At 67.4% G+C, this 22,460-nt stretch carries 10 protein-coding genes; 6 read left to right on the forward strand and 4 right to left on the reverse strand.

Annotated elements, in window-relative coordinates:
* Window positions 1–16 precede the first annotated feature (16 nt).
* Both ABZX86_RS25405 and ABZX86_RS25410 read left to right on the forward strand, forming a co-directional pair.
* Window positions 17–568: a TetR/AcrR family transcriptional regulator gene (locus ABZX86_RS25405; RefSeq protein WP_355127149.1), complete on the forward strand. Its 552-nt coding sequence runs from the start codon at window positions 17–19 to the stop codon at window positions 566–568.
* Window positions 569–692: 124 nt separating this feature from the next.
* Window positions 693–1,238: a hypothetical protein gene (locus ABZX86_RS25410; protein ID WP_355127150.1), complete on the forward strand. Its 546-nt coding sequence runs from the start codon at window positions 693–695 to the stop codon at window positions 1,236–1,238.
* 21 nt (window positions 1,239–1,259) lie between these two features.
* Here ABZX86_RS25410 and ABZX86_RS25415 read toward each other — a convergent pair whose 3' ends face one another.
* The 4 genes from ABZX86_RS25415 to ABZX86_RS25430 form a co-directional block, all read right to left on the reverse strand.
* Window positions 1,260–2,702 (reverse strand): molybdopterin-dependent oxidoreductase, encoded by a 1,443-nt coding sequence (locus ABZX86_RS25415; RefSeq protein WP_355127151.1) that lies wholly within the window; start codon window positions 2,700–2,702, stop codon window positions 1,260–1,262.
* A gap of 79 nt (window positions 2,703–2,781) precedes the next feature.
* Window positions 2,782–17,385, reverse strand: coding sequence for an amino acid adenylation domain-containing protein (locus tag ABZX86_RS25420; RefSeq protein ID WP_355127152.1), 14,604 nt, complete (start codon window positions 17,383–17,385; stop codon window positions 2,782–2,784).
* Between the two features lie 24 nt (window positions 17,386–17,409).
* Entirely contained in the window at window positions 17,410–18,114 is a 705-nt protein-coding gene (locus ABZX86_RS25425; protein ID WP_355127153.1) for a DUF6875 domain-containing protein, read from the reverse strand.
* A 190-nt stretch (window positions 18,115–18,304) separates the two neighbouring features.
* Window positions 18,305–19,699 carry a glycine--tRNA ligase gene (locus ABZX86_RS25430; RefSeq protein ID WP_327141434.1) on the reverse strand — a complete coding sequence of 465 codons (1,395 nt, stop codon included), beginning with the start codon at window positions 19,697–19,699 and terminating at the stop codon, window positions 18,305–18,307.
* Between the two features lie 223 nt (window positions 19,700–19,922).
* Here ABZX86_RS25430 and ABZX86_RS25435 point away from each other — a divergent pair, with 223 nt between their 5' ends.
* From ABZX86_RS25435 to ABZX86_RS25450, 4 genes are all read left to right on the forward strand, one after another.
* Window positions 19,923–20,831, forward strand: a complete 909-nt coding sequence (locus ABZX86_RS25435) for a hypothetical protein (protein ID WP_355127154.1) — start codon at window positions 19,923–19,925, stop codon at window positions 20,829–20,831.
* Window positions 20,832–21,017: 186 nt separating this feature from the next.
* A complete protein-coding gene (locus ABZX86_RS25440; RefSeq protein ID WP_297613800.1) occupies window positions 21,018–21,317 on the forward strand; it encodes a metalloregulator ArsR/SmtB family transcription factor in 300 nt (99 codons plus the stop codon).
* A gap of 2 nt (window positions 21,318–21,319) precedes the next feature.
* Window positions 21,320–21,733 carry a Fur family transcriptional regulator gene (locus ABZX86_RS25445; protein WP_355127155.1) on the forward strand — a complete coding sequence of 138 codons (414 nt, stop codon included), beginning with the start codon at window positions 21,320–21,322 and terminating at the stop codon, window positions 21,731–21,733.
* 94 nt (window positions 21,734–21,827) lie between these two features.
* Window positions 21,828–22,457: a TetR/AcrR family transcriptional regulator gene (locus ABZX86_RS25450; protein ID WP_355127156.1), complete on the forward strand. Its 630-nt coding sequence runs from the start codon at window positions 21,828–21,830 to the stop codon at window positions 22,455–22,457.
* Window positions 22,458–22,460 lie beyond the last annotated feature (3 nt).

A 22,460-nucleotide genomic window follows, 5' to 3' on the forward strand; every position in this document is an offset into this window, starting at 1 on the left:
CGCTACCATGGGTGACATGGGAAATCGTGAGGATCTGCTGGCCGGTGCACGGGCCTGCCTGTTCGACAAGGGCTACGCGCGCACCACCGTGCGGGACATCGCCACCACGGCCGGGGTAAGCATGGCGGCCATCGGCTACCACTTCGGCACCAAGGAGGCCCTGCTCACCGCGGCGCTGGCCGAAGCCACCCGCGAATGGGGCGCTGATCTGGAGCAGGCCCTGGCCCAGGTACCCGAAAACGAGGGCGATCCGTGGCAGCGGTTCGCCGCCCGCTGGGATGCGGTGCTGGCCACGATCGCCGCTCATCGCGGGGTGTGGTCGGCCACCTTCGACGCGCTCGCCCACCCCGATGCACGCGCAGAGCTCGCCGGAAACCTCGACGAGGCTCGCGCCGGCCTGGCCCGAGTCTTCGATGGCACCGACGAGGACGACCCGGTCGCCGCCCGCAGTTCCGGCGCCCTCTACCAAGCCCTGCTCACCGGCATCGCGGCCCAGTACCTCATCGATCCCGACCATGCTCCGACCGGGCGCGATCTCGCCGATGCGCTGCGCCGAATCACTGCCTGAACAGGGTGAACACCATGGCGCCACATCACTTTCGACGAGCAGGCCCGTGGCAAGTCGAAGAAGTCGGCGGACTATTCGTTCGAGGCGTGCCTGCGTGATATCGATGCCGTGCTGGCCGCGCGGTGTGGAGCGGGCGCTGATCGTGGGGTGGTCGTACGGGGCCGCGCTGGCCGCGCATTGGGCCACAAGGAATCCCGGCCGGATCGCCGGGGTCGTCATGGTCGATGGCGGCTATCCGTGGGACTGCCTGGCCACCGTCGACAGCGGTGATCGGGAGGCCGGGCGGGCAGAGATCCGGCGGCTGTTCAAGAAGCTGCGGTTCCCGATGATGATTGCCAGCATGCTGGGTTTGACCGCCCGGATGAGCGCCGCGCAGGCCGCCGAGGTCAATATCGAGCTGAACGAGATCGTCGCGGCCAGTGGCCTCGTCTTCGACCTGGTCACGTTCCCGATGCGTTTCGTGGTGGGCTCGGGTGCCGTCCAGGGCGCCACCGAAGAAGGGCACGCGGCAATGCGCGCCACGCTGGATCCGATCATCGTCCGCAACTCCAACGTCCGGATGAGCGCGAAGGTCACCAGCAACCACACCGACATCGTGCGTAAGGATTTTCGCGCCATTGCCGCCGCCGTCGGGGAAATCGCCGCCGGATCGCACAGTGCAGTTCGCTGACGATACGGCGGCGAGCACCGCTCAGATAGCGACCGTCACCGTGTGGAAACCGCTGGGGCCCTGCGGGAACGGGGCGCGGACGGCGCCGTCCTGGACTTCGCCGGAGCGGCCGGTGACGCGGGCCTGGATGGTGTGGGTACCGGGCGGGAGATCCACGACCGTGCGCCAGCGGCGCCAGGCCGCGGGGGCTGTTTCCGCGCCGAGTTCGACTGAGAGCCAGTCGGTTTCGTCGACTCTGATCTCGACACCGGCCACACCCTGGGGCGGGGCCCAGGCGACGCCTGCCACGGTGGTTTTGCCCGGTCCGTCGCTGCCGGCGGCGGCCACGTCGATGCGGGCCTGGGGGCGCACCCACAGGGCGTCCCTCGGCCAGCCGCGCTTCCACCAGTAGTCGACCTGGGTGTCATCGGAAAGTTCCAGTTCGGCAAGCCATTTCACGCCGGTGTACTGGCCGTAGAGGCCGGGGACGAAGACTCGGGCGGGGAAGCCGTGTTCGGGCGGCAGGGCTTCGCCGTTCATGCCGATGACCAGGTAGCCGGGCCATTCGCCGGTGCGCAGCGGTTCCAGCGGCAGCGAGATGGTGTAGCCGTCGACAGCGCGGGTCACCAGGCGGGTGGCGGTCGCGTCGGGCATGGCGTGCTCCAGCAGGGCGGTCAGCGGGACGCCGAACCAGCGCGCATTGCCCGCGCGGCCCGCGCCGGGGGTGTTGTGCACGCACACCATGACGGCATCGAATTCCACCGCCTGCTCGGCCAGATCGGCGAGCGAGAACCGCAGCGGATGCGCGACCTTGCCGGTGATGGCAAGCCGCCACTGATCCGGATCGATGCGCGGCGCGCGCGAATTCACGTCTGCCACATAGAATCTGCCCGCTTTGGTGATCAGGGGTGTCAGACCCGGCTCGGTGCCGAATCCGTCCTCCGCCATGGACGGATGCGAACCCATCGGCCCGAGCTGCCGAACCCGCTCGGTATGCCGCCGATCCTCACGGCGAATGAGCGTTTCGGCAGCGGCGAGCAACCCGGCACCGGCTGTGGCCCACAGCAATTCGCCGCCCGCCGTGGTCGGCAGCCGGCGCAGTCCGGCGCGCAGCACGCCCGCGGCCGCGAGGCCGCCGAAGGCCGCGGGCACCGACTGGTTCGCGCCCCGCAGCGCCAAGGCGGCGGCCCCGGCGCCGAATGCCGCTGCGGCAGGCGCCCGTAGCCGCTGCGGCAATAACGCCATACCGGCGGTAGCGGCGACGGTCCCGAGCACCACGCCCGCCCGCGTGGTCTCCTTGTCGTATCGGCCGGCCATGGCCACGGTCGTCTCGACCACCGGAATCGGCGCGGTATCGGCCAGCAACCGCCCGACCCCGTCGATGACCGAGCCGCCGCGGGTCGCGGCGATCAGCTCTCCGGCGCCGAGCGCACCGAGCCCCACCGCCGCCGCACCCAGTAGCCGTCGCTTACCGTTGACCGACACAGTACGAACCTCTCCTAGCCGAGCGGGTTGTCTGCGCCCATTCTTCCCCAGCGCACTGTGTCCCAGAAGTTTTCCCGGCTTACCGCTCCAGATAAGCGCTGATGATCGGGCCGATGAATGTCAGCGCCGCGGCGCTGACGAGTTGATTGTGGCCGAAATCGATGAGGTGATCGGTGATCGGCCCGGTGATATAGGGCCGCCACGTGGCGACATTCGGCAGCGGGGCCGGATTACCCGCCGCGCTGAAGAACAGCAGATCACCGTCGAAGATGCTGGGGCGGTGGTCCGAGATCTGCCGCAGCAGGTGTTGCATATCACTATAGAAGTGCTCGATTTCGGTGGCGGTGAAGGAGATTCCGGACGCCGCCAGCAGTTCGGCGGCCTGCGGAGCGGTGATTCCCGCGGCACCGGGCGGCACCTCGATGCCGCCGAATTCGGCGAGCAGCAGTGCCAGCGGCGGAATAGTGCCGTCGTCGAGGATCTCCACCTCGGCACGGCCATCCATCATGATCAGCGCGGGCACCTCCGCACCGCGCCGGCGCAGCTCGACCGCCATGGCATGCGCAAGGACGCCGCCCGCCGAATAGCCGAGCAGGTGGTACGGGCCGTCCGGTTGCACACGCCGGATCTCGTCGACATAGCGCACGGCGAGATCGTGAATGGTGCGATCGGCCGTGCCGCCGTCCACCACACCCGGCGACTGGAGACCGTAGACCGGGTGCACGCGGTCGATGTACTGCACCAAACCGCCGTAGCACCAAGCCAATCCGACAGCCGGATGAACGCAGAACAGGGCGGGTCCGGTCCCGGCCGGGCGCATAGGCAGCATGACCCGCATGGACGGATCGACCTCCGGCTGTTCGGCGGCCTCGGACAGGCGCAGGGCCAATGCGGCAGGTGTGGGGTCGAGGAACATCCACTGCAGCGGTAGCGGGATACCGGTGCGCTCGCGAATCAGGGTGACCAGGCGCACGGCGGCCATGGAATTGCCGCCTACCTCGAAGAAGTTGTCGTCCACTCCGATTCGATCGGATTCCAGGACGGCTCCGAAGGCTGCGGTGAGCGCACGCTCGGCGTCGGTGCGCGGGGCTCGGTAGGCGCGACGCTCCGGGCGAACCTGCACCGCGGGTGCAGCGTCGTCGTGAATCTCCCCAGCGAGCTCGGGCAGCCCGCCGGGCACCTCGATCACACCGATTGCGGCATCGGGAGTTTCGGTGAGCGCGGTGAGCAGTTCGAGGAAGCCGCCGGCCATGGATTGGGCGGTGGTGCGATCGAACAGATCGGTGGCGAAGATCAGCGAGGTGGTGATGCCCGCCGGTTCGCCTGCGGGCCCGAACTGTTCGGCGACCATCCATTCCAGGTCGAACTTCGAGCCGGGAGCAGGCGCTTCGACCGGGCGAATCTCGAGACCCGGCAGCGTGGTTCGCGCGGGCTGGACATTCTGGAAGGCGAGCAGCACCTGGAAGAGCGGGTGATGAGCGGTGGAGCGGACCGGGGCGAGCGCCTCCACCAGGCGTTCGAAGGGCAGATCCGTATTGCCGTAGACGGCCAGATCATCACGGCGGACGGTGTCGAGGGTCGTGGCGAAATCGGCGGCCGGGTCCAGATGCGAGCGCAGGACGACCGAATTCACGAACATGCCTACGAGGTCGTCGAATTCGCCGTCTCCGCGGCCCGCGACAACCGAGCCGAGGACGATATCCGGGGTACCGGACAGCCGGGCCAGCAATACCGCCAGGACCGCGTGCACCACCATGAACGGGGTCGCCCCGTGGGCTCGTGCCAAGACCTGCATTCGGTCGTGAACCAGTGCGGGGATGGTGAATTCGATACGGTCACCGATCCCGGACGGGACCTCGGGGCGGGGACGATCGGTGGGCAGCCGATGGACTTCGGGCAATCCGTCGAGACGGGTGCGCCAGAATTCCAGCTGGTGGTGGGCGAGGCTGGTGCGGTCGGTATCGGCGCCGAGCAGTTCCCGCTGCCAGAGTGCGTAATCGGCGTACTGCAGCGGTAGTTCGGTCCATTGCGGCCGATCTCCCGCTGCCCGAGCCACGTACGCGGCCAGCACATCTCGTGCGAGCGGCGCCATCGACCAGCCGTCAGCGGCTATGTGGTGAACGGCGAGCGCCAGTACCGCATGCTGCGGGGCGGTGTGCAGTACGCAGACTCGTAGCGGCACTTCCCTGGTGATGTCGAAACCGCGAGACAGCTGGGCGATCAGCTGCTGCGCGACTTCCGCTGGAGTCGTGTCGATTTCAACGATCGGTGTGGAGCCCGCCCGGGCGGGCAGGATGTTCTGGTACGGCATCCCGTCGGGGCCGGCAGGATAGCTGGTGCGGAGCGTCTCGTGACGGTCCGCCACATCGTCGACGGCGGTGCGCAGCGCCGTAATATCCAGGCTCCCTTCGATATCGAAGGCACCGGGGATGTTGTAGACCGGCGAACCGGGATCGTAGCGGTTGAGGAACCACATACGCTGCTGTGCGGCGGAGAGCGGAATGCGCTGCGGACGGGGACGAGGGCCGGGCCGGGGTCGATCGGTCAGGGATTCGGCGGCAACCAATGCCGCCAATTCGGCCACCACCGGCGCATCGAAGAGCGCCCGCACCGGGACGGTCGTCTGCAGCGCGGTACCCAGTCGGGCGGCCACTCGGGTGGCGATGAGCGAGTTTCCGCCCAGGGCGAAGAAATCGTCGTCACGCCAGATCTGTTCGATGCCCAGGACTTCGGCGAAAACGGCGGCCACCGCCTCCTCCTGCGGGCCGATAGCAGGCTTCCGGGCGCCTGTGGTGAGCTCCGGCGCGGGTAGTGCGGCGCGATCCAGCTTGCCGTTGGGTGTGCGCGGCAGATCGTCCAGCGTCATGAGGGCGGCGGGGACCATATACGACGGGACCCGCTGTGCGACTGCGCTCTTCAGGCTCGGGAGCGAGATCTCCGCGCCGAGTTCCGGGACCACGTAGGCGACGAGCATTCCGCCGTGCGCGTCCTCGCACACCAGCGCGACCGCACGGGCCACCGCCGGGTCGGCGGTGAGCGCGGCCTCCACCTCTCCGAGTTCGATGCGCAGGCCGCGCAGCTTCACCTGAGTGTCGGTGCGGCCCAGGTACTCCAGAGCGCCGGCACGCCTGCGCACCAGATCACCCGTGCGGTACATGCGGCGGCCCGGCGCGTACGGGTGGGCGACAAAGCGGGCGGCGGTCAGGTCCACACGGCCGAAATAGCCTCGTGCCAGGGCGATGCCCGCGAGATAGAGCTCGCCCACCACACCGTCCGGCACGGGGCGCAGGCGGTTGTCCAGGACGAGTGCCTGGCCCCCGGGAGCGGGTGTGCCGATGGTGATCGTCGCGCCCGGCCGCAATGGTGCGCTGCCGGTCGCCCAGACGGTCGCCTCCGTGGGGCCGTAGTCGTTGAAGTGCAGCCGGTTCGGTGCGGCCCAGGCCGCCACCAGTTCGGGCGGGCAGGGTTCGCCGCCGGTGACGATTGTGCGGAGGTCGTGCAGCCCGGCGGGTTCCACGGTGGCGAGCGCCGAGGGGGTGAGGGCGATGTGCGAAACATGCTCTCGTGCCAGAAGTTCGGTGAGATCGGGACCGGCGAAAACGGCAGGCGGCGCGATCACCAGGGTGGCTGCCGCGCCGACCGCCATGACGAGTTCCACCACCGAAGCATCGAAACTCGGGGAGGCGACGTGCAGTACTCGCGAATCGGAGGTGATCCGGTCGCGATCGCACTGCGCCATGGCGAGATTCGCCAGACCCGTGTGAGTCACCACAACACCCTTGGGAGCGCCGGTGGATCCTGAGGTGAAGATGACGTACGCCGGGTTCTCGGGGCGGCACTCGCGGGATGAAGACTTCTTCGACTGTGCCGCAGCGACTTCTGATGACATCGGGTCGTCCACGCACCACCAGTCGACGGTGTCCGGTAGCCGGTCGCACTGGGCCAGAACGGTCAGGCCGATTCCCACGCCTGAGACCTCGATGATCCGCCTTATGCGGTCGAGTGGGTATGCCGGATCGATCGGGACGAATGCCGCTCCGGTGCGGGTGATCGCCCAGACGGCCAGCACCGATTCGATGGAGCGCGGAATACCCACTGCCACCGGCATTTCCGGTCCCGCACCGGCCTGTATCAGCCGCTCGGCGAGCAGGCTCGCACGCTCGTCGAGTTCGCGATAGGTCAGCTGCTGGTCGCCGCATACCACCGCCACACCGCTCGGGTTGGCGGCGACGGCGGCGGCCATGAGTTCCGCCAGTGGGCGCGGTGCGGTGACCGGTTCTGGTTCGATACGAGCCTGTTCCCGCTCGACGTCGGTGAGGAGGTCGATATCCCCTACCGTAGAGGCACTTTCAGCGGTGACAACGGTGAGCAGTCGTACGAGACGGTCGGCGAAAGCCGCGACCGTGGCCTCGTCGAACAGGTCGGTGGCGTAGCAGCAGCGCAGTTGCAGGCCGTCCGGATCGGCGACAACGGTGAGACTCAGATCGAATCGGCTGTTGGTCTGCGGCAATTCCATGGGGATGACCGTTGTTTCGGGCAGCTCCAACTCCGGCATCGCCAGATTCTGGAAGACGAGCATGACCTGCGCCAGCGGATGGCGAGCCTCGGAGCGGGCCGGGGACAGCACCTCGACCAGTCGCTCGAAGGGGACGTCGGCATGTTCGAGAGCGGCGAGGTCGGTATCGCGGACCCGGTCCAGCAGTGCGCCGAACGTCTCGCCGGCGTGAATGCCGGTGCGCAACACCAGCGTATTCACGAACATGCCGACAAGGTCGTCGAGATCACGATGGCCACGACCGGCGACCGGGGTCCCGATCACTATGTCCGCGCTGCCGCTCAACCGGGACAGCAGCACCGCCAGGGCGGCGTGCACCACCATGAACGGGGTGGCCCGGTGGGTTCGGGCGCAGTGTTCGATCGCGGCGCTCACATCGCTGTCCACGCGGGCGGTGCATTCGGCGGCTCGATGCGAGGCATGCGCCGGCCGTGGGCGGTCGGTGGGCAATTCCAGATGATCCGGCAGCTCCTCCAGGGTGCTGGACCAGTAGTCGAGCTGCTGTGCCAGCAGGGATTTCGGATCGTCTTCGGCGCCGAGCCGGGCATGCTGCCACAGCGTGTAGTCCGCGTACTGCACCGGCAGCGGCTCCCATGCGGGCTGCTGACCCGCGGCACGGGTCGCATAGGCAGCTGCCACATCCCGGGTCAGCGGGGCCATCGAGAAGCCATCGGTCGCAATGTGATGCGCCGCCAGCACAATCACATGTTCGCCGGGTGCGATGCGGAAGAGCTTGAAACGCAGTGGAACTGCTGCCGTGACGTCGAAACCTTCAGTAACTGTGCGCAGCACGGCCGCGGGCAGCTCGTCGAGAGTCATCGGCACAGGTTCGAGATCCAGTGGCACCTCGGCCGCCGACAGGATGCGCTGCCCACCGACACCGTCGATATCGGGGTATACGGTTCGCAGCGTCTCATGCCGCTCGATCACGTCGTAGAGCGCCGTTCGCAGTGCGGCGAGATCCACACACCCGGAAAGTCGCAGTGCGACAGGCACGTTGTACGCCGGAGACGCCGGGTCGTAGCGATTGACGAACCACATGCGCTGCTGCGCCGGGGACAATGGCACCGGTTCCGGCCGGGGCCCTCGAACCAGCTCCGGGCCCGTCGCCTCCGATCCGCCCACACCCAATACCCGCGCCAGCTCGGCCACCACAGGCGCTTCGAACAGCAACCGCACCGGAACCGAAGTCCCGAGCGCCGCACTCAGCCGCGCCGCCACCCTGGTGGCAATGAGCGAATCCCCGCCCAGCGCAAAGAAGTCGTCCCGCGAACCAACGCGCACATGCCCCAGCACCTCGGCATAGGTCTCGGCAACAAGCACCTCCCCACCGACCGGCGCCACATATTCAGCCTGCGCCACCTCAGGTTCCGGCAGCGCCCGCACATCGATCTTCCCGGTCCGAGTACGCGGCAACTCCGCCAGCACCTGAATACTCGACGGCACCAGATACCGCGGCAGCCGCACCGCCACCCACGCCATCAGCACTGCGGCAGTGGGCACAACAGCACCCGATGACGGAGAATCCTCACCAGCCGTACCCACAGCTCGCAACCCACCTCCGGTTGCACCCGCAGTTCGCGGCGCGTCAGCAGACCCGCCGGCCGATCGCACGGCGCTGGCACCGCGGCCGGTTGATCCAACCGGACCAGCGGCCGTGCCGGTCAATCCGAGTTGACCGGCGGGATCGGCGGGATCGAGCAGGTCGGAGTTCGCAGCGGCGTGCCAATTCAACCGTCCGGGACCTGCCACCGGATGGGCTTGGGCCGAGGAGGCAGGGCGTCCGGACTCGATCGCCGGACCGCGGGTGGGCACTGCGCGTTCCCAGGGCGGGGCCGTCGCGGGAACGACGAGGGTGACGTAGGAGTGCAGGGCTGTGGTGGCGGTGCGGGTGCGGCGGGCGACGGTGATCGATGTTTCGACCTGGGGGTGGGTCGAGAGGACCGCGTCCACCTCGCCGGGTTCTACGCGAATGCCGCGGACCTTCACCTGGAAGTCGCTGCGGCCCGCGTATTCGAATCCGGCTGCGGTGCAGCGCATCAGGTCACCGGTGCGATACAGGCGGCCGCCCGCGCTGTAGGGGTCGGCAATGAAACGGGAGGCGGAAAGCGCTGGGCGGCCGGCATATCCGCGGGCTACGCCGGGGCCGCGAATGTAGAGCTCGCCGGTGGCTCCCGGAGGTACCGGGCGCAACCAGCGGTCCAGCACCAGAAGGCTGGCGCCGGGGATCGGGGTGCCGATCACGGCGGCGGTCTGCGGTGTCGTATTCACGCTGTAGGCGGCGGCGATGGTGGTTTCGGCGGGGCCGTAGGAGTTCACCAGGAGGCGGCCGGGGCTCATGCGGGTGATGAGGGCGGGCGGGCAGGTCTCACCGCCGGTGGCGATCACCCGGACTCCGCGCAGGTCTTCGACATCCAGGGTGGCCAGGACCGTCGGCGTGCAGAGCAGATGGGTGGCAGCGCCTTCGGTGAGTGCCGCCGCCAATTCGGCGCCGGCATTGGCGTCCGGCGGAGCGACAATCAGCGTGCCGCCTGTCGCGAAAGTGGAGAGCCACACCAGAATTGCCGCATCGAATGCGGGGTTGAGGCAGTGCAGCACACGGGATTCGCGATCGATCGAGCACTGCTCCACCGCAGCCGCAGCCATATCGGCCAGGCCGATGTGGGTGACGACCACGCCCTTCGGAGTACCGGTGGATCCCGAGGTGAAGACCACGTACGCCGGATGTTCGGGGTAGAGAGGACGAAGGCGGTCCGTATCGGTCACCGGGACCGGCGGCGATGCCGCGATTCGGGCAGCGGTATCCGGATCATCCAGCACCACCCAGGACACCTCGTATGGCAGATCCTCAGTGACGGAATCGGCTGTAATACCCAGTACCGCTGCACATTCGGCCGCGATGACGGCGGTGCGAGCAGCAGGCTGCGAGATATCGACGGGCACGAAGGCCGCACCCGTTTTGGCGACCGCCCACAGCGCTACCATTGCTTGCACCGAACGTGGCAGCGCCACCAGCACCGCCCGCTCCGGCCCCGCGCCCGCCCCGATCAATATGCGCGCCAGCCGATTCGACATCACATCCAGCTCGCCATACGTCAGCTCACCGGCCATGGCGAATGCGCGAGGGTACAGCGCGCCGACCTCGCTCCGGACGTCGCGAACGGCTGGCAAGTCGCCGAGATCACCACCGGAGCGCAGCGGGTGCGACGCGCTGCCGAGATCGCGATCGCCCGCCATATCGCGCACGACGCCGGAGTGCAATCCGCCGCCTGGATCTCGGTGATCGGCAGCCACAGTGCGTGCCGGCGCATGCGCGTCGACGACTGCGACGGTGCTGTGGATTCCTTTGCTTGCGAGAAGATCTGGGAGCAGTTGGGTATGGGCGGCGGGGGCGCCGTGGCGGATGGCGGGCGACTCTACCGGATCGATGCTTCGTGCCGAGGCGGTGCGGCGGTGCGGATCCTCCGCGAGGACTGCGAGCAGTCGCGCTAATCCCGTGGCGATCGAATTCGCCTGCTCCGCATCGAAATACCGGGGTGAGCGGGTGAGTTCCAGGCGGAGGCCGTCGTTCGCGTATGCGGCCAGCGACAGGGGGTAGTGGGTGCCGTCGTGGGTGCGAATATCGGTGACCGCGAGTTGTGCTTGACGTGTGGCGGCGGTGAGGGCGGCCGCGTCGACGGGGTAGGACTCGAAGACGGTGGCGGTGTCGAAGAGTGGGCCGAGGCCGGTGCGCGCGTGGATTTCGTCGAGGCCGAGGAATTGGTGTTCGGAGAGGGCCGCCTGCTCGCGCTGGATGCGGGACAGCAGGTCGGAGAGGTGTTCGGCCGGGTCCAGGGCAATGCGGACCGGGACGGTATTGACCAGCATGCCGACCATACGCTCCGCGCCGGGCAGTTCCGGCGGGCGACCGGAGACGGTGGCGCCGAAGACGATATCGGCGGAACCGGTGAGCTCGGACAGCAGTAGCGCCCAGGCGACCTGCACGATGGTGTTGACGGTGACCTGGCAGTTCGCGGCGGTGGTGCGCAGCCTCTCCGGGAGGCCACTCGGCAGCGGAATCTTGTGCGCGACAGGCATGGTGGACACATCGGTGTGCGGAGCGGTCGGGGCGACCAGGGTGGGGCCGTCCAGATCTGCCAGCGATTGTGCCCAGGCCGCACGCGCACTGTCGAAATCGCGATCGGACAGCCATTCGAGGTAGCTCCGGAAGGGCACGGGTGGCACAAATCCACGGTCGTCACCGCCGGTTTCGTACAGTCCGACGAGTTCGGCCAGGAGCAATGGCATGGACCAGCCGTCGAGGATCAGGTGATGGTTGGTGATGACTATCCGGAAACGGCGCTGCCCCAGAGCAATACACCGGAAGCGAATGAGCGGGGGCGCATCCACCGCGAAAGGTGTTCGCAGTTCCGCCGCTGCCATCTCGTCGAGTTCGGCCGCCGTCGCGCCATAAGCCTCGCGGTAGACACATGGCACTGCCACCTGCGCGGCAATCACCTGCACCGCACGATCACCGGCTTGCACGAATCCGGCGCGCAGCACCTCGTGCCGCCGGACCAGCGCCTCGGCCGCGGCCGTCAGACGGCCGAGTTCGAGATCGGCCTCCACATCGATCACCGCCTGCACCGAGTAACCATCCGGTCCGCTTTCGGCCAACTGCGCTTGAAACAGCAATCCACGCTGCAGCGGAGTCAGGGGCAGCACATCATCGAGCAGCCCGTAATCCCGCTCCCACAGCTCGATTTCGCCTTGATCAGCAGCCAACAGCGGCAGATCGCTCGGCGTGAATCCACCCGCCTCCGGCGCACTCACCAGCTCGGCGATCTCCACCACCGCCGAAACCCACTCCCGCGCCAGCACTTCCACCTCCGCACCGCCGAGAGCACCCGGCGCGAACTGCCACACCGCCCGAATCCGCGACCCCTTCTCCGACTCGAGCGTCACCGCATCCACCGAAAGCACCGCCGCCAGCGGCATATCCGCAGCCGCATGCCCACCCAGCCGCGCCGCCATTCCCACCGGCAGCCAATCCCCCGCCGCCTCCATCTCCGGCACCTGCCCCAGATAGTTGAACCCCACCTGCGGCTCCCCCAACACCCCCAACTCCCCCGCGGTCCCAGCATCCAGATACCGCAGCACCCCAAACCCGAACCCACCCTTGGGAACAGCCCGCAACTGCTCCTTCACCATCTTCAAAGCCGCCTCCGCAGCACCGATCCGCGTCGACTCGCCGCGCAGCGTTGCCTCCCGGGATTGCACCCCCGCAGAGTCCGATCCCGTACCGGCGAAGCAACCTGGGGAAACTTGCAGCGCCGTCCCGATGAGGTTCGGCTCCGTATAGCTCGTTCCAGCACGGGCAGGCGACGAAAAGCCCGCCCCCACTACCGGTCCCAGCCGGACCGGAACCTGCGCGGTGAACCAGCCGACCGTGCGCGACAGGTCGGCTCCGGCGATAGCGGCCTCGTCACGGCCGTGCCGCTCGATACCCACCACTGTCGCCGCCGCACTCGCACCGAATTCGCCACGGGCAGAGCGCCATCGAGACAGAGCCAAAGCCAGCGCCGCCAGCAACGCATCCTCCACACCGCAGCGATAAGTCGATGCGATCCGCCCGACGAGCGCCGCCGACGCAAGCCCGGGCACCTCGATCTCGACCCGCTCTGCACACCCGTAGGTATCGAGCGCCGGATCCAGTCGCCGCGTGCCCAGCAGCGGATCAGGCGCCAATACCGCACGCCAATAGTCGAATTCGCGCCGGGGCCACCCCACCGGGGTCGGCTGCTCCGCGACCGCGCGGACTGCCGCCGCGCAGGCCGCGCCTTCCGTGAAATCTGCGCCGGTCGAGTCCGGCGAATGAAATGTCCCGAGCCGACCTGACGACACCCGCACTGCCCTGTCCGACTCGTCACCAGGCGCGTGGGCCGCGTCTTCCGGCGCAGAGGTTCCGCTGAACCCCGGTTCGTCTCCACCGCCGGCCCGGCCCACCGAGGTGGGTGTATCCGCTTGTTCGGCCAGGGCGCGGAGGGCGTGGGCCCAGGTGCGCATGGATGTGCCGGTTTCCTGAAGGGCGGGGGTGGTTCCGGCTGCGGCTTGGGCCCAGGCGGATATGAGGTCGGGGAGCAGGATGCGCCAGGAGACCATGTCGCAGGCGAGGTGGTGGATCGCTATGAGGAGTAGGCCGGGGGTGGTGGGGCCGGGGTCCAGGCGGGTGAAGGCGGTCATGATGCCGGCGCGGGGGTTCAGGCGGGCAACTGCGGCTTCGAGTTCGCGGTCGATGTCGGCGGCGGGGGTGGCGATTGTTGTCAGGAGGTCTGCGGCGTCGACGCGGTGGGGTGGGGGGACCTCGAGTTCGAGGCCGGAGGCGGTGTCTACGACGCGGGCGCGGAGCATGTCGTGGCGGTCGAGGAGGGCTTGAAGGGTGTGGGTGAGGGCTTCGGGTTCGATGCCGCTGGGGAGTCGGACCACCATGGACTGGGCGAAATGCTCCCAGCCGGGGCGGGCCAGCAGCCAGGCGGCGACCGGGGTGAGCGGCAGGCGGCCGAGGCCACCGCCGGGGAGTTCCGGGAGTTGTGCGGTGCGGTCCGCGACTCGGGAGACGATGGCGGCCAGGGCGGCCGGGGTGCGGTGCTCGAAGACCTCTCGGGCCGAGAAGACAAGTCCGGCGGCGCGGGCGCGCGAGACCAGGGTGATGGCCATGATGGAATCGCCGCCGAGGGCGAAGAAGGAAGTGTGCGGGCCGATTTCGGAGGTGCCGAGGATCTCCGCGAAGAGGGTGCAGAGGATGCGCTCGGTATCGCTGGCGGGTTCGCGCAGGATCGGCTGTGCGACAACGGGTTCGGGGAGAGCTCGGCGGTCCACTTTGCCATTGACGGTGAGTGGGAGCGCGCCCAGCACTGTGACGGTGGCCGGCACCATATACGGCGGCAGGCGACGTGAGACATGATCGAGCAGGTCGGCTTCGCCGACCGTCGCGCCGGCATGCGGTACGACATAGGCCGCCAGCATGGTGCCGCCGCTCGGTGCGGGACGCGCGACGGTGACCGCGATCTCCACTGCCGCATGTGAATCCAGTGCGGCGTCGATCTCGCCGAGCTCGATGCGCATGCCGCGCAGCTTGACCTGGAAATCGGCGCGGCCGACGTACTCCAGAATCACCTGCCCGCCGCCATTGGTGGCCACCGCCTCACCACCGATGAGGCCGCCGTTCAGCGGCTCGCCGTTGACGGCTGGATCGGACTCCCCACCGGCACTCACCTTCCCGTGCACCGCAGCGGTCCAGCGCACCAGATCGCCGGTGCGGTACATGCGGCTGCCGGGGACGCCCGCCGGGGCGGGGACGAAGCGTTCCGCCGTCAATCCAGGGCGGCCGGCATAGCCTCGGGCGACTCCCGGACCGGTCACATACAGTTCGCCCGCGACGCCGATCGGCACCGGGCGCAGCCAGCGATCCAGCACCAGCAGGCCCGCACCGGGTACCGGATCGCCCAGCCCCGAATTCTTTCCGGGGACAAGGCCTTTCGTATAGGTGACGGCCACTGTCGTCTCGCTGGGGCCATACGAGTTCAGGAGATCGCGGCCGATCCCGAAGCGCGCCACGATATCCGGAGGCGTGGGTTCACCGCCCGAGGACACCGCGCGCACCCCGTCCAGGGCATTCGGTTCCAGGGTGGACAGCACCGCCGGGGTGGAGCAGACCTGGGTGATCCCGTGCTCGCGCACCAGCGCGGCCAGCTCGGCGCCGAGGATCGGATCCGGCTCGGCCACCACGAGTGTGGCGCCCGAGGCGAAGGCCATCAGCCATTCCAGGACGGCGGCATCGAAGCTCGGGTTCAGGCACTGCAGCACCCGTGAGCCGGGAGCGACTCGATACGAATCCACTATTGCCGCAGCCAGACCCGAGAGACCGGCATGGGTCACCACAACACCCTTGGGCACACCCGTTGAACCGGAGGTGAATACGACGTAGGCCGGATTCGACAGCCGCGGACGACCTGGCAGGTCGGTGACGTCCAACGGCTCGGATGACAGTGCGGCCCAGGCTGTATCGGACAGCAGGTCATCAAGGGCGATCCACTGCACCGCATCCGGAAGATCAGCGACCGCCCCAGCGGTCAGCCCCAGCCGGGCTCCACATTCAGCGGCAATGCGCGCCACCCGATCACCGGGCATTCCGGTGCCGAGCGGTACGAAGGCCGCGCCGGTCTTGGCCACCGCCCACAGCGCAACCACCGCTTCGACGGATCGCGGAAGTACCAGCAGCACAGTTGATTCCGGACCTACCCGACCCGAGGACCCGGCACTCCGCAGCAGCCTGCGCGCCAGCCGATTCGACAGTTCATCCACTTCGCCATAGGTCAGCGACCCACCGGTCCCGACAACTGCCACCGCATCCCGGCCCGTACGCCGCAGTCCCGCCTGCAGAATCTCCGGCAGCACTTGCGGTTCCGGCGCCCGCGCACCATGGGAACCCGCAAGAACCCCCCGCTCGTCCGCAGTGCAGTACGCCAACTCCGCCAGCGGCGTATCGACCTCGGCCCCGAGCAACGAATCCAGCAGTGCCAGGAACCGCCGATGATGCCGCCCGAGCGAATCCTCGTCATACAGCCGGGGATTCGCCGCGAAGTCGACATGAATAGGCGCACCCGCACCGTGCTGATAGAAGTTGACGAACAAATCCTCGATCGGCCCGGACGTCAGCACATGCAGACTCGACCGCACCCCCGCGAAGTCGATCCCCGCCGGAAACAACATGATATTGATAACCGGCCCGACAAACCCCCGCCCGACCTTCGGCTGCCCCTCGGCACCCGCCCCCTGCTCAGCGGCACCGAACTCCAGCCCACCGGCCATCCCGTGCTCACTCATCCCAGACTCGCGCGGCTCCGCCGCGCCCTCCCCCGAAGGCCCTTGCCCAAACCCCTCCGATTCGGCAGCGCTCCGCCCAGCCGCCGCCTGCTCGACAGCACCCGGCTCGGCCGCGCAATCCCCCGCAGCCCCTTGCTCAACCGTCTCCGACGCGGCAGCGCTGCGTCCGACAGCACCCGGCTCCGCAGCACCCCGACCCGCATCCTCGACCTCGGCCTCGGCCTCGACAAGGCTCTGCTCCGCAGCGCCCCAGTGCATGTCCTCGGCGCGGAATCGCTGGTGTCGCAAGGCTCCCGAGGCAGCGACGCGGACCGCGTCCAGGACTTCGCCGACCGTACCGGTGCGCGGCACCCGTACCCGCAGCGGCACTACATTCGCGATCATGCCGCCGGAGCGGCGGAGCAGTGCGGTGGTTCGGCCGGAGACCGGCAGGCTCAGTACCACGTCCTCGGTGGTGGTGAGGCGGGCGTAGTACAGCGCGACCGCCGCCATCACGACCGTGGCCGAACTGGCGTCGAAACGGTGGGCCGCGTTCTCCAGGCGGGTGGCGGTGCCCGCTTCCAGCTGGGCGCGAGCTTCCCTTCCCAGTGCGCAGGCGGGGGCAGTGGCGGACACAAGGCTGCAGCGCGGGGGCATGCCGGTGGTCACTGCGCGCCAGTACCGCTCGTCGGTCGCGAAGCGATTGGACTCGCGGTACGTCATTTCGGCCTCGTGCACCGCGAGCAGTGATGCGGCGGTCCCGGCGGGGGCGGGCTCGTGGCGGACGGCGGCGTTGTAGAGCTCGGCGACGCGGTACAGCATGGTCACCGAGCCGAACCCGTCGATGAGGATGTGGTGGCCGCGGGTGAACCACAGGTGGTGGTCGTCGCCGACCCGGATCACCGTGGAGATTCCGGCGCGGGCGCCGAGCAGATCGATGGGTGCGGCGACATCGGCGCGCATCCACTCCAGGGCGGCCGCAATGGGTTCCGGTTTGTCCCGGAAGTCCAGGAATCCCACCGCGGGCACCAGACCCGGATCGACCACCTGATACGGCCGATCGTCGATCTCCGCCAGTCGCAGTACGCCGGAACCGAATTCGCGCCCGGCGACCAGTGCGGCGCTCCGCAGCGCGGCGAGATCCAGTGGCCCGCGCATCTCGATGTATTGCGCCTCCGAGAGCGGCACGCTCGGATCCAGTTGCTGCGCATACCACATGCCGAGCTGCGCCGGAGAGAGCGGAAAAACCGTGGCGGTCTGTTCCGCCGCTGATTCGCGCGTCATAACGCCTCATCGAGTCGAACACGGTCAGAAAGGAGACCGGGCGTCCTCCGGCTGTTCGTGATAGGCCGGAACCCAGTTATCGGGGCGAGCTGTCAACCGCCCCACCATGACTGCGCGCACATGCGCGGGCAGCCCAGGTGCGAACTTGCGCACATAAGCATTCATCCATTCCGGTCGGTTCAATAGGAATGGGAAATCAGTTGTCATCATGGATCGAACGACCAGCATCGGCATCGGCGCATCCAAAGGCCGAAAGTCCTTGTTCCACAGGCCCGGCTGATCGCATCCCGGGTAGAATTGGCCGAGCATCGCACCGCGTTCCACGAATCTGGTCTTGAATTCCAGGTGCATCTCATCGATCAGCGACAAGTCGGCCAGATTCGGGAACACGGTTATCAACGCGCGCAAGACCGATGTGGAACCGCCGTTCCCCGTAGGCAATTCGGGATAAACCTCAAGTGCGTCCTCGATAATTGCGCGCAGCCACTCGGGCCGCGGCCGTGCGGACGGAACCTGCGCGATCCACAGCAGATCCCGCCGCATCGACGGTCGTACGTACGGGCACACGGGCCCGTCTCTTCCCAGCTCATCACAGGGCTGGGTCAGGAAGGACTCCGCCCAGGATCGGAAGGCCACAGTCGTAGACCCGGCGACAGGACAGGATGATCCGGAATCCCCCAATGAGATCCATTGCAGCCCCGAGCGGGGGCCGATAAAACGCTCGCTCATGACTCACCTCGGCAGATCGAGCACAGCGGCAGTCGCCGTTGCCCCATACATATAAATATGCACCGATCGGGAGCCGTTAACACGAGTAGTGCGATACCTGAATGATTATTCAGCGCCCCGAATTTCAGGGGCAATCCGAATAAAGAAAAGACCGGTCAGGCATTGACCGGTCTTCTCAGGTTGCCGTGAGTCAGGCGCCGATGAGGCGCGCTGCCAAGTAGCCCTCTACTTGATCGAGAGCAATGCGCTCCTGGGCCATGGAGTCGCGCTCACGCACGGTGACCGCATGATCCTCGAGAGTGTCGAAGTCCACCGTGATACAGAACGGCGTACCGACCTCGTCCTGACGGCGATAACGGCGGCCGATGGCGCCGGCATCGTCGAACTCGACATTCCAATTCTTCCGCAACTGAGTGGCGAGATCCTTCGCCTTGGGCGAAAGATCCGCATTGCGCGAGAGCGGCAGCACCGCGGCCTTGACCGGAGCCAGCCGGCGATCCAGGCGCAGCGTGGTGCGATCCTCCAGCCCGCCCTTGGCGGTCGGAACCTGCTCCACGTGATACGCGTCCACCAGGAAGGCCATCAGCGAACGGGTCAGACCGGCCGCCGGCTCGATCACGTACGGCGTGTAGCGCTCACCGGTGGTCTGATCGAAGTAGCTCAGATCCTGGCCCGAATGCTCGGAGTGGGTCTTCAGGTCGAAGTCGGTGCGGTTGGCGACACCCTCGAGCTCGCCCCACTCACTGCCCTGGAAGCGGAAGCGGTACTCGATATCCACCGTGCGGGTGGAGTAGTGCGAGAGCTTCTCCTTCGGGTGCTCGTACAGCCGCAGGTTCTCCGGATCGATGCCCAGATCCGTGTACCAGGCCAGGCGCGTGTCGATCCAGTACTGGTGCCACTGCTCGTCCTCGCCGGGTTTGACGAAGAACTCCATCTCCATCTGCTCGAACTCGCGCGTGCGGAAGATGAAGTTGCCGGGGGAGATCTCGTTGCGGAAGCTCTTGCCCATCTGGGCGATACCGAACGGCGGCTTCTTGCGCGCGGTGGTCTCGACGTTCTTGTAATTGACGAAGATGCCCTGCGCGGTCTCCGGGCGCAGGTAGTGCATGCCGTCTTCGGTCTCGACCGGGCCGAGGTAGGTCTTGAGCATCATGTTGAAGTCACGCGGCTCGGTCCACTTGCCGACGGTGCCGCAGTCGGGGCACACGATGAGCTCCATGGACACCGAATCCGGGTCCTCGATGCCCTTGTGCTTCTCGGCGTACGCCTCCTGCAGGTGATCCTGACGATGCCGCTTATGACAGTTCAGGCATTCCACCAGCGGATCGTTGAACACCGCGACGTGACCCGAGGCCACCCACACCTGACGCGGCAGGATGATCGACGAGTCGAGGCCGACCACATCCTCACGGCTGGTGACCATCGAACGCCACCACTGCCGCTTGATGTTCTCCTTGAGCTCGACTCCCAGCGGGCCGTAATCCCACGCCGATTTGGTGCCGCCGTAGATCTCACCGCTCGGGTACACGAGACCCCGGCGCTTGGCGAGGTTGGCGACGGTGTCCACCTTCGACTTGGGTGCCACTGAAGAAATCTCCATCCGGTCCGGAAAACTACAAGGGACGTCCTCAAGCCTATCGGTACGGAGCGAGCCGTTTTACGCCGGGAGCAGGGCCTGCCGCTGCCCCCACTATTCGGGGATCCACCCGGCACCCCCACCGCGAGATAGTGGAATTGCGACCGGTCGGATACGCCGATGTCGACGGGCGGTCGCGGCGTAGACGAGCTGGACCGCGGGGGTCGCTGCCATGCACGGGTTTCCGACCGATCTATCGGACGACAACTGGGCCAAGCGTGTCGAGCGACGCGAGCTCCGGCGCCTGCGGCGGCGCAGGCTTCTCCCCTGGATGGGCATACCCGCGGTGCTGGCGGTGCTGATCACCGCCGCCCTGCTGTATCACCCGCACTCGAACGCCCTGAACGTGAACATCCCCCTGACGTCCGCCGCCCCGCCGGCCTTCCAGGTGGACCAGGCCCGGCCCTTCGACAACACGCCCGCCGCGAACTGGGCCTCCGGCGCCGCGGGCATCGTGCTGCCCGCCGCCGCACCGATCGGCCGGTATTCGGCCGCGCAGGTGGAGTCGGCCATGACCCGCGCGCAGCAGCTCATCGTGCTCGAGCGACTGGATCCGCATGTGCTGGAGACCGGTGACGCCGAGCCGGTGCTGGCACTGCTGGCGCCCGGGCAGGTCGCCGAGCTGCGGCCGAAACTGACGCCGGGCAATGAGAGCCAGAACTGGTGGGTCACCGCGAAGATCGCGCCCGGATTCCGGCTGCTGCCGGCCGCGCCGCGCATCAACGGTGACATGTCGCCCGCTCTCGACAAGGACGGCGAGCTGACGATCAAGACCAATTACATTGTGGCCTATGCCTTCTCGGCTCCGGATCCGAGCACGGTGCATGATCCGATGGACATCATCGTGGTGGCGCGGCAGGAGACCGAGTACACCCTCATCGACGATTCCGGCTATGACGCCGCATCGCAGGGCATGTGGTTCGGCGAGATCAATGCCTTCACCTATGCCGGGGATTGCGCCTGGTTCCGGAAGGGGTTCCTGGCGCCCTCACTGGGTGAAGCCGGCGTGGGACTGCCTGTGCGACCGACCGAACAGTACTTCGACCCGACCATTCCGCTGCCCACCGAACACGATTGCTGACGCGCCGCGCCCGACTCCACCGCGCGCCCATTTGACATGCATATGCTTGCATATAAGAATGGCATCGGTTTCCAATAAGGAGTTGGTTCGATGACCACGGACAGCGGTGCCCCTCTGCGGCGCTCCCGCGTCGCGACCGAGGCACCAGCCGCGATTCCGCACGACCCGTACCCGTACCGGTCGCCCATGCCGCCGATCGTGCCCTCGCGCACCATCCTGGACTCGGCGGGCGAGCTGCTGCGCGCACTGGCCGCACCGGTGCGCATCGCCATTGTGCTGCAGCTGCGGGAGTCGCCGCGCTGCGTGCACGAGCTGGTCGATACGCTCGGCGTGACCCAGCCGCTGATCAGCCAGCATCTGCGGATCCTCAAATCCGCGGGCGTGGTGCGCGGTGAACGCACCGGGCGCGAAGTGATCTACGAACTGGTCGACGAGCATCTGGCGCACATCGTCATCGATGCCGTCGCACATGCCGAGGAAGGGTGATCGTGGGAACAACCGAGAAGACGGTCGGTGTCCGCAGCACTCGCCAGCGCAGCGCCATCGCCGCCCTGCTCACCGATATCGACGAATTCCGCTCCGCCCAGGAACTGCACGATGAGCTGCGCCGCCGGGGCGAGGGCATCGGACTGACCACCGTCTACCGCACGCTGCAATCGCTGGCCGAGGCGGGTCTGGTCGACGTATTGCGTACCGACTCAGGCGAATCGGTGTACCGGCAGTGCTCCACCGGACATCACCACCACCTGGTCTGCCGCAGCTGCGGAAGCACCGTGGAGGTCGAGGGGCCGACCGTCGAAGCCTGGGCGGACTCCGTCGCCGCCGAGCACGGGTTCACCGATATCAGCCACACCATGGAGATTTTCGGCACCTGCCGAAACTGCTCCAGCCGCAACGGCTGACGCCCGAAAACAGCTCGATGTCCGAGGTTCGGGACAACCCGGACATCGAGCTGTCATCTTGTTGCGAACGGATATTCGTTTTAGTTTTGGGTCCATGCCCAGAGTCAGCGAAGAACACCTCGAACGACGCAGACTACAAATCCTCGACGCCGCGCAAATGTGCTTCGCCCGCAAGGGAATTCACACCACCACCATGCAGGATGTGTTCGCCGAATCCGGCCTCTCCGCAGGTGCGGTGTACCGCTACTTCAAATCCAAGGACGATCTCATCGCGGCCCTCACCAGCGAGGCGACCGTCGATCTGCGCGCCGCCCTGAGTGAAGCCGTCTACAGCGATCCGCTGCCCACACCGGCGGAACTGGTGCGCTCCATTACCGAAACGATTGTCCGCCTCAGCGGCGCGAGCGGGCCGGTGCGCGTCATTCCGCAGGCCTGGGCGCTGGCCCTGACCGACGCCAATATCGGCGACTACGTCCGCACCGGCATCAGCGGTATCCGGCGCCTGTGGATCGACTATGCCATTCGTATGCGCGATATCGGCTGGCTGCCGATCGATGCCGATACCGAGGCGGTGGGCAAGGCCTTCCTCGGACTGCTTCCCGGGTTCATACTGCAGCATCTGATCCTGGGCGATACCGATCCCGAATCCTTCAGCCGCGGTGTGGCACAGCTGCTGCCCGCCTACGGGCCGATCACCACGGTCCCCGAAATCTCGCCCAACTGAACA

The sequence above is a fragment of the Nocardia sp. NPDC006630 genome (genome assembly GCF_040611495.1).
Lineage (GTDB): Bacteria > Actinomycetota > Actinomycetes > Mycobacteriales > Mycobacteriaceae > Nocardia.

Coding starts and splice junctions, on each gene's coding strand:
- ABZX86_RS25425 (WP_355127153.1), bottom strand. CDS start 18,114: ATGAGCGAGCGTTTTATCGGCCCCCGCTCGGGGCTGCAATGGATCTCA.
- ABZX86_RS25420 (WP_355127152.1), bottom strand. CDS start 17,385: ATGACGCGCGAATCAGCGGCGGAACAGACCGCCACGGTTTTTCCGCTC.
- ABZX86_RS25435 (WP_355127154.1), top strand. CDS start 19,923: ATGCACGGGTTTCCGACCGATCTATCGGACGACAACTGGGCCAAGCGT.
- ABZX86_RS25450 (WP_355127156.1), top strand. CDS start 21,828: ATGCCCAGAGTCAGCGAAGAACACCTCGAACGACGCAGACTACAAATC.
- ABZX86_RS25440 (WP_297613800.1), top strand. CDS start 21,018: ATGCCGCCGATCGTGCCCTCGCGCACCATCCTGGACTCGGCGGGCGAG.
- ABZX86_RS25405 (WP_355127149.1), top strand. CDS start 17: ATGGGAAATCGTGAGGATCTGCTGGCCGGTGCACGGGCCTGCCTGTTC.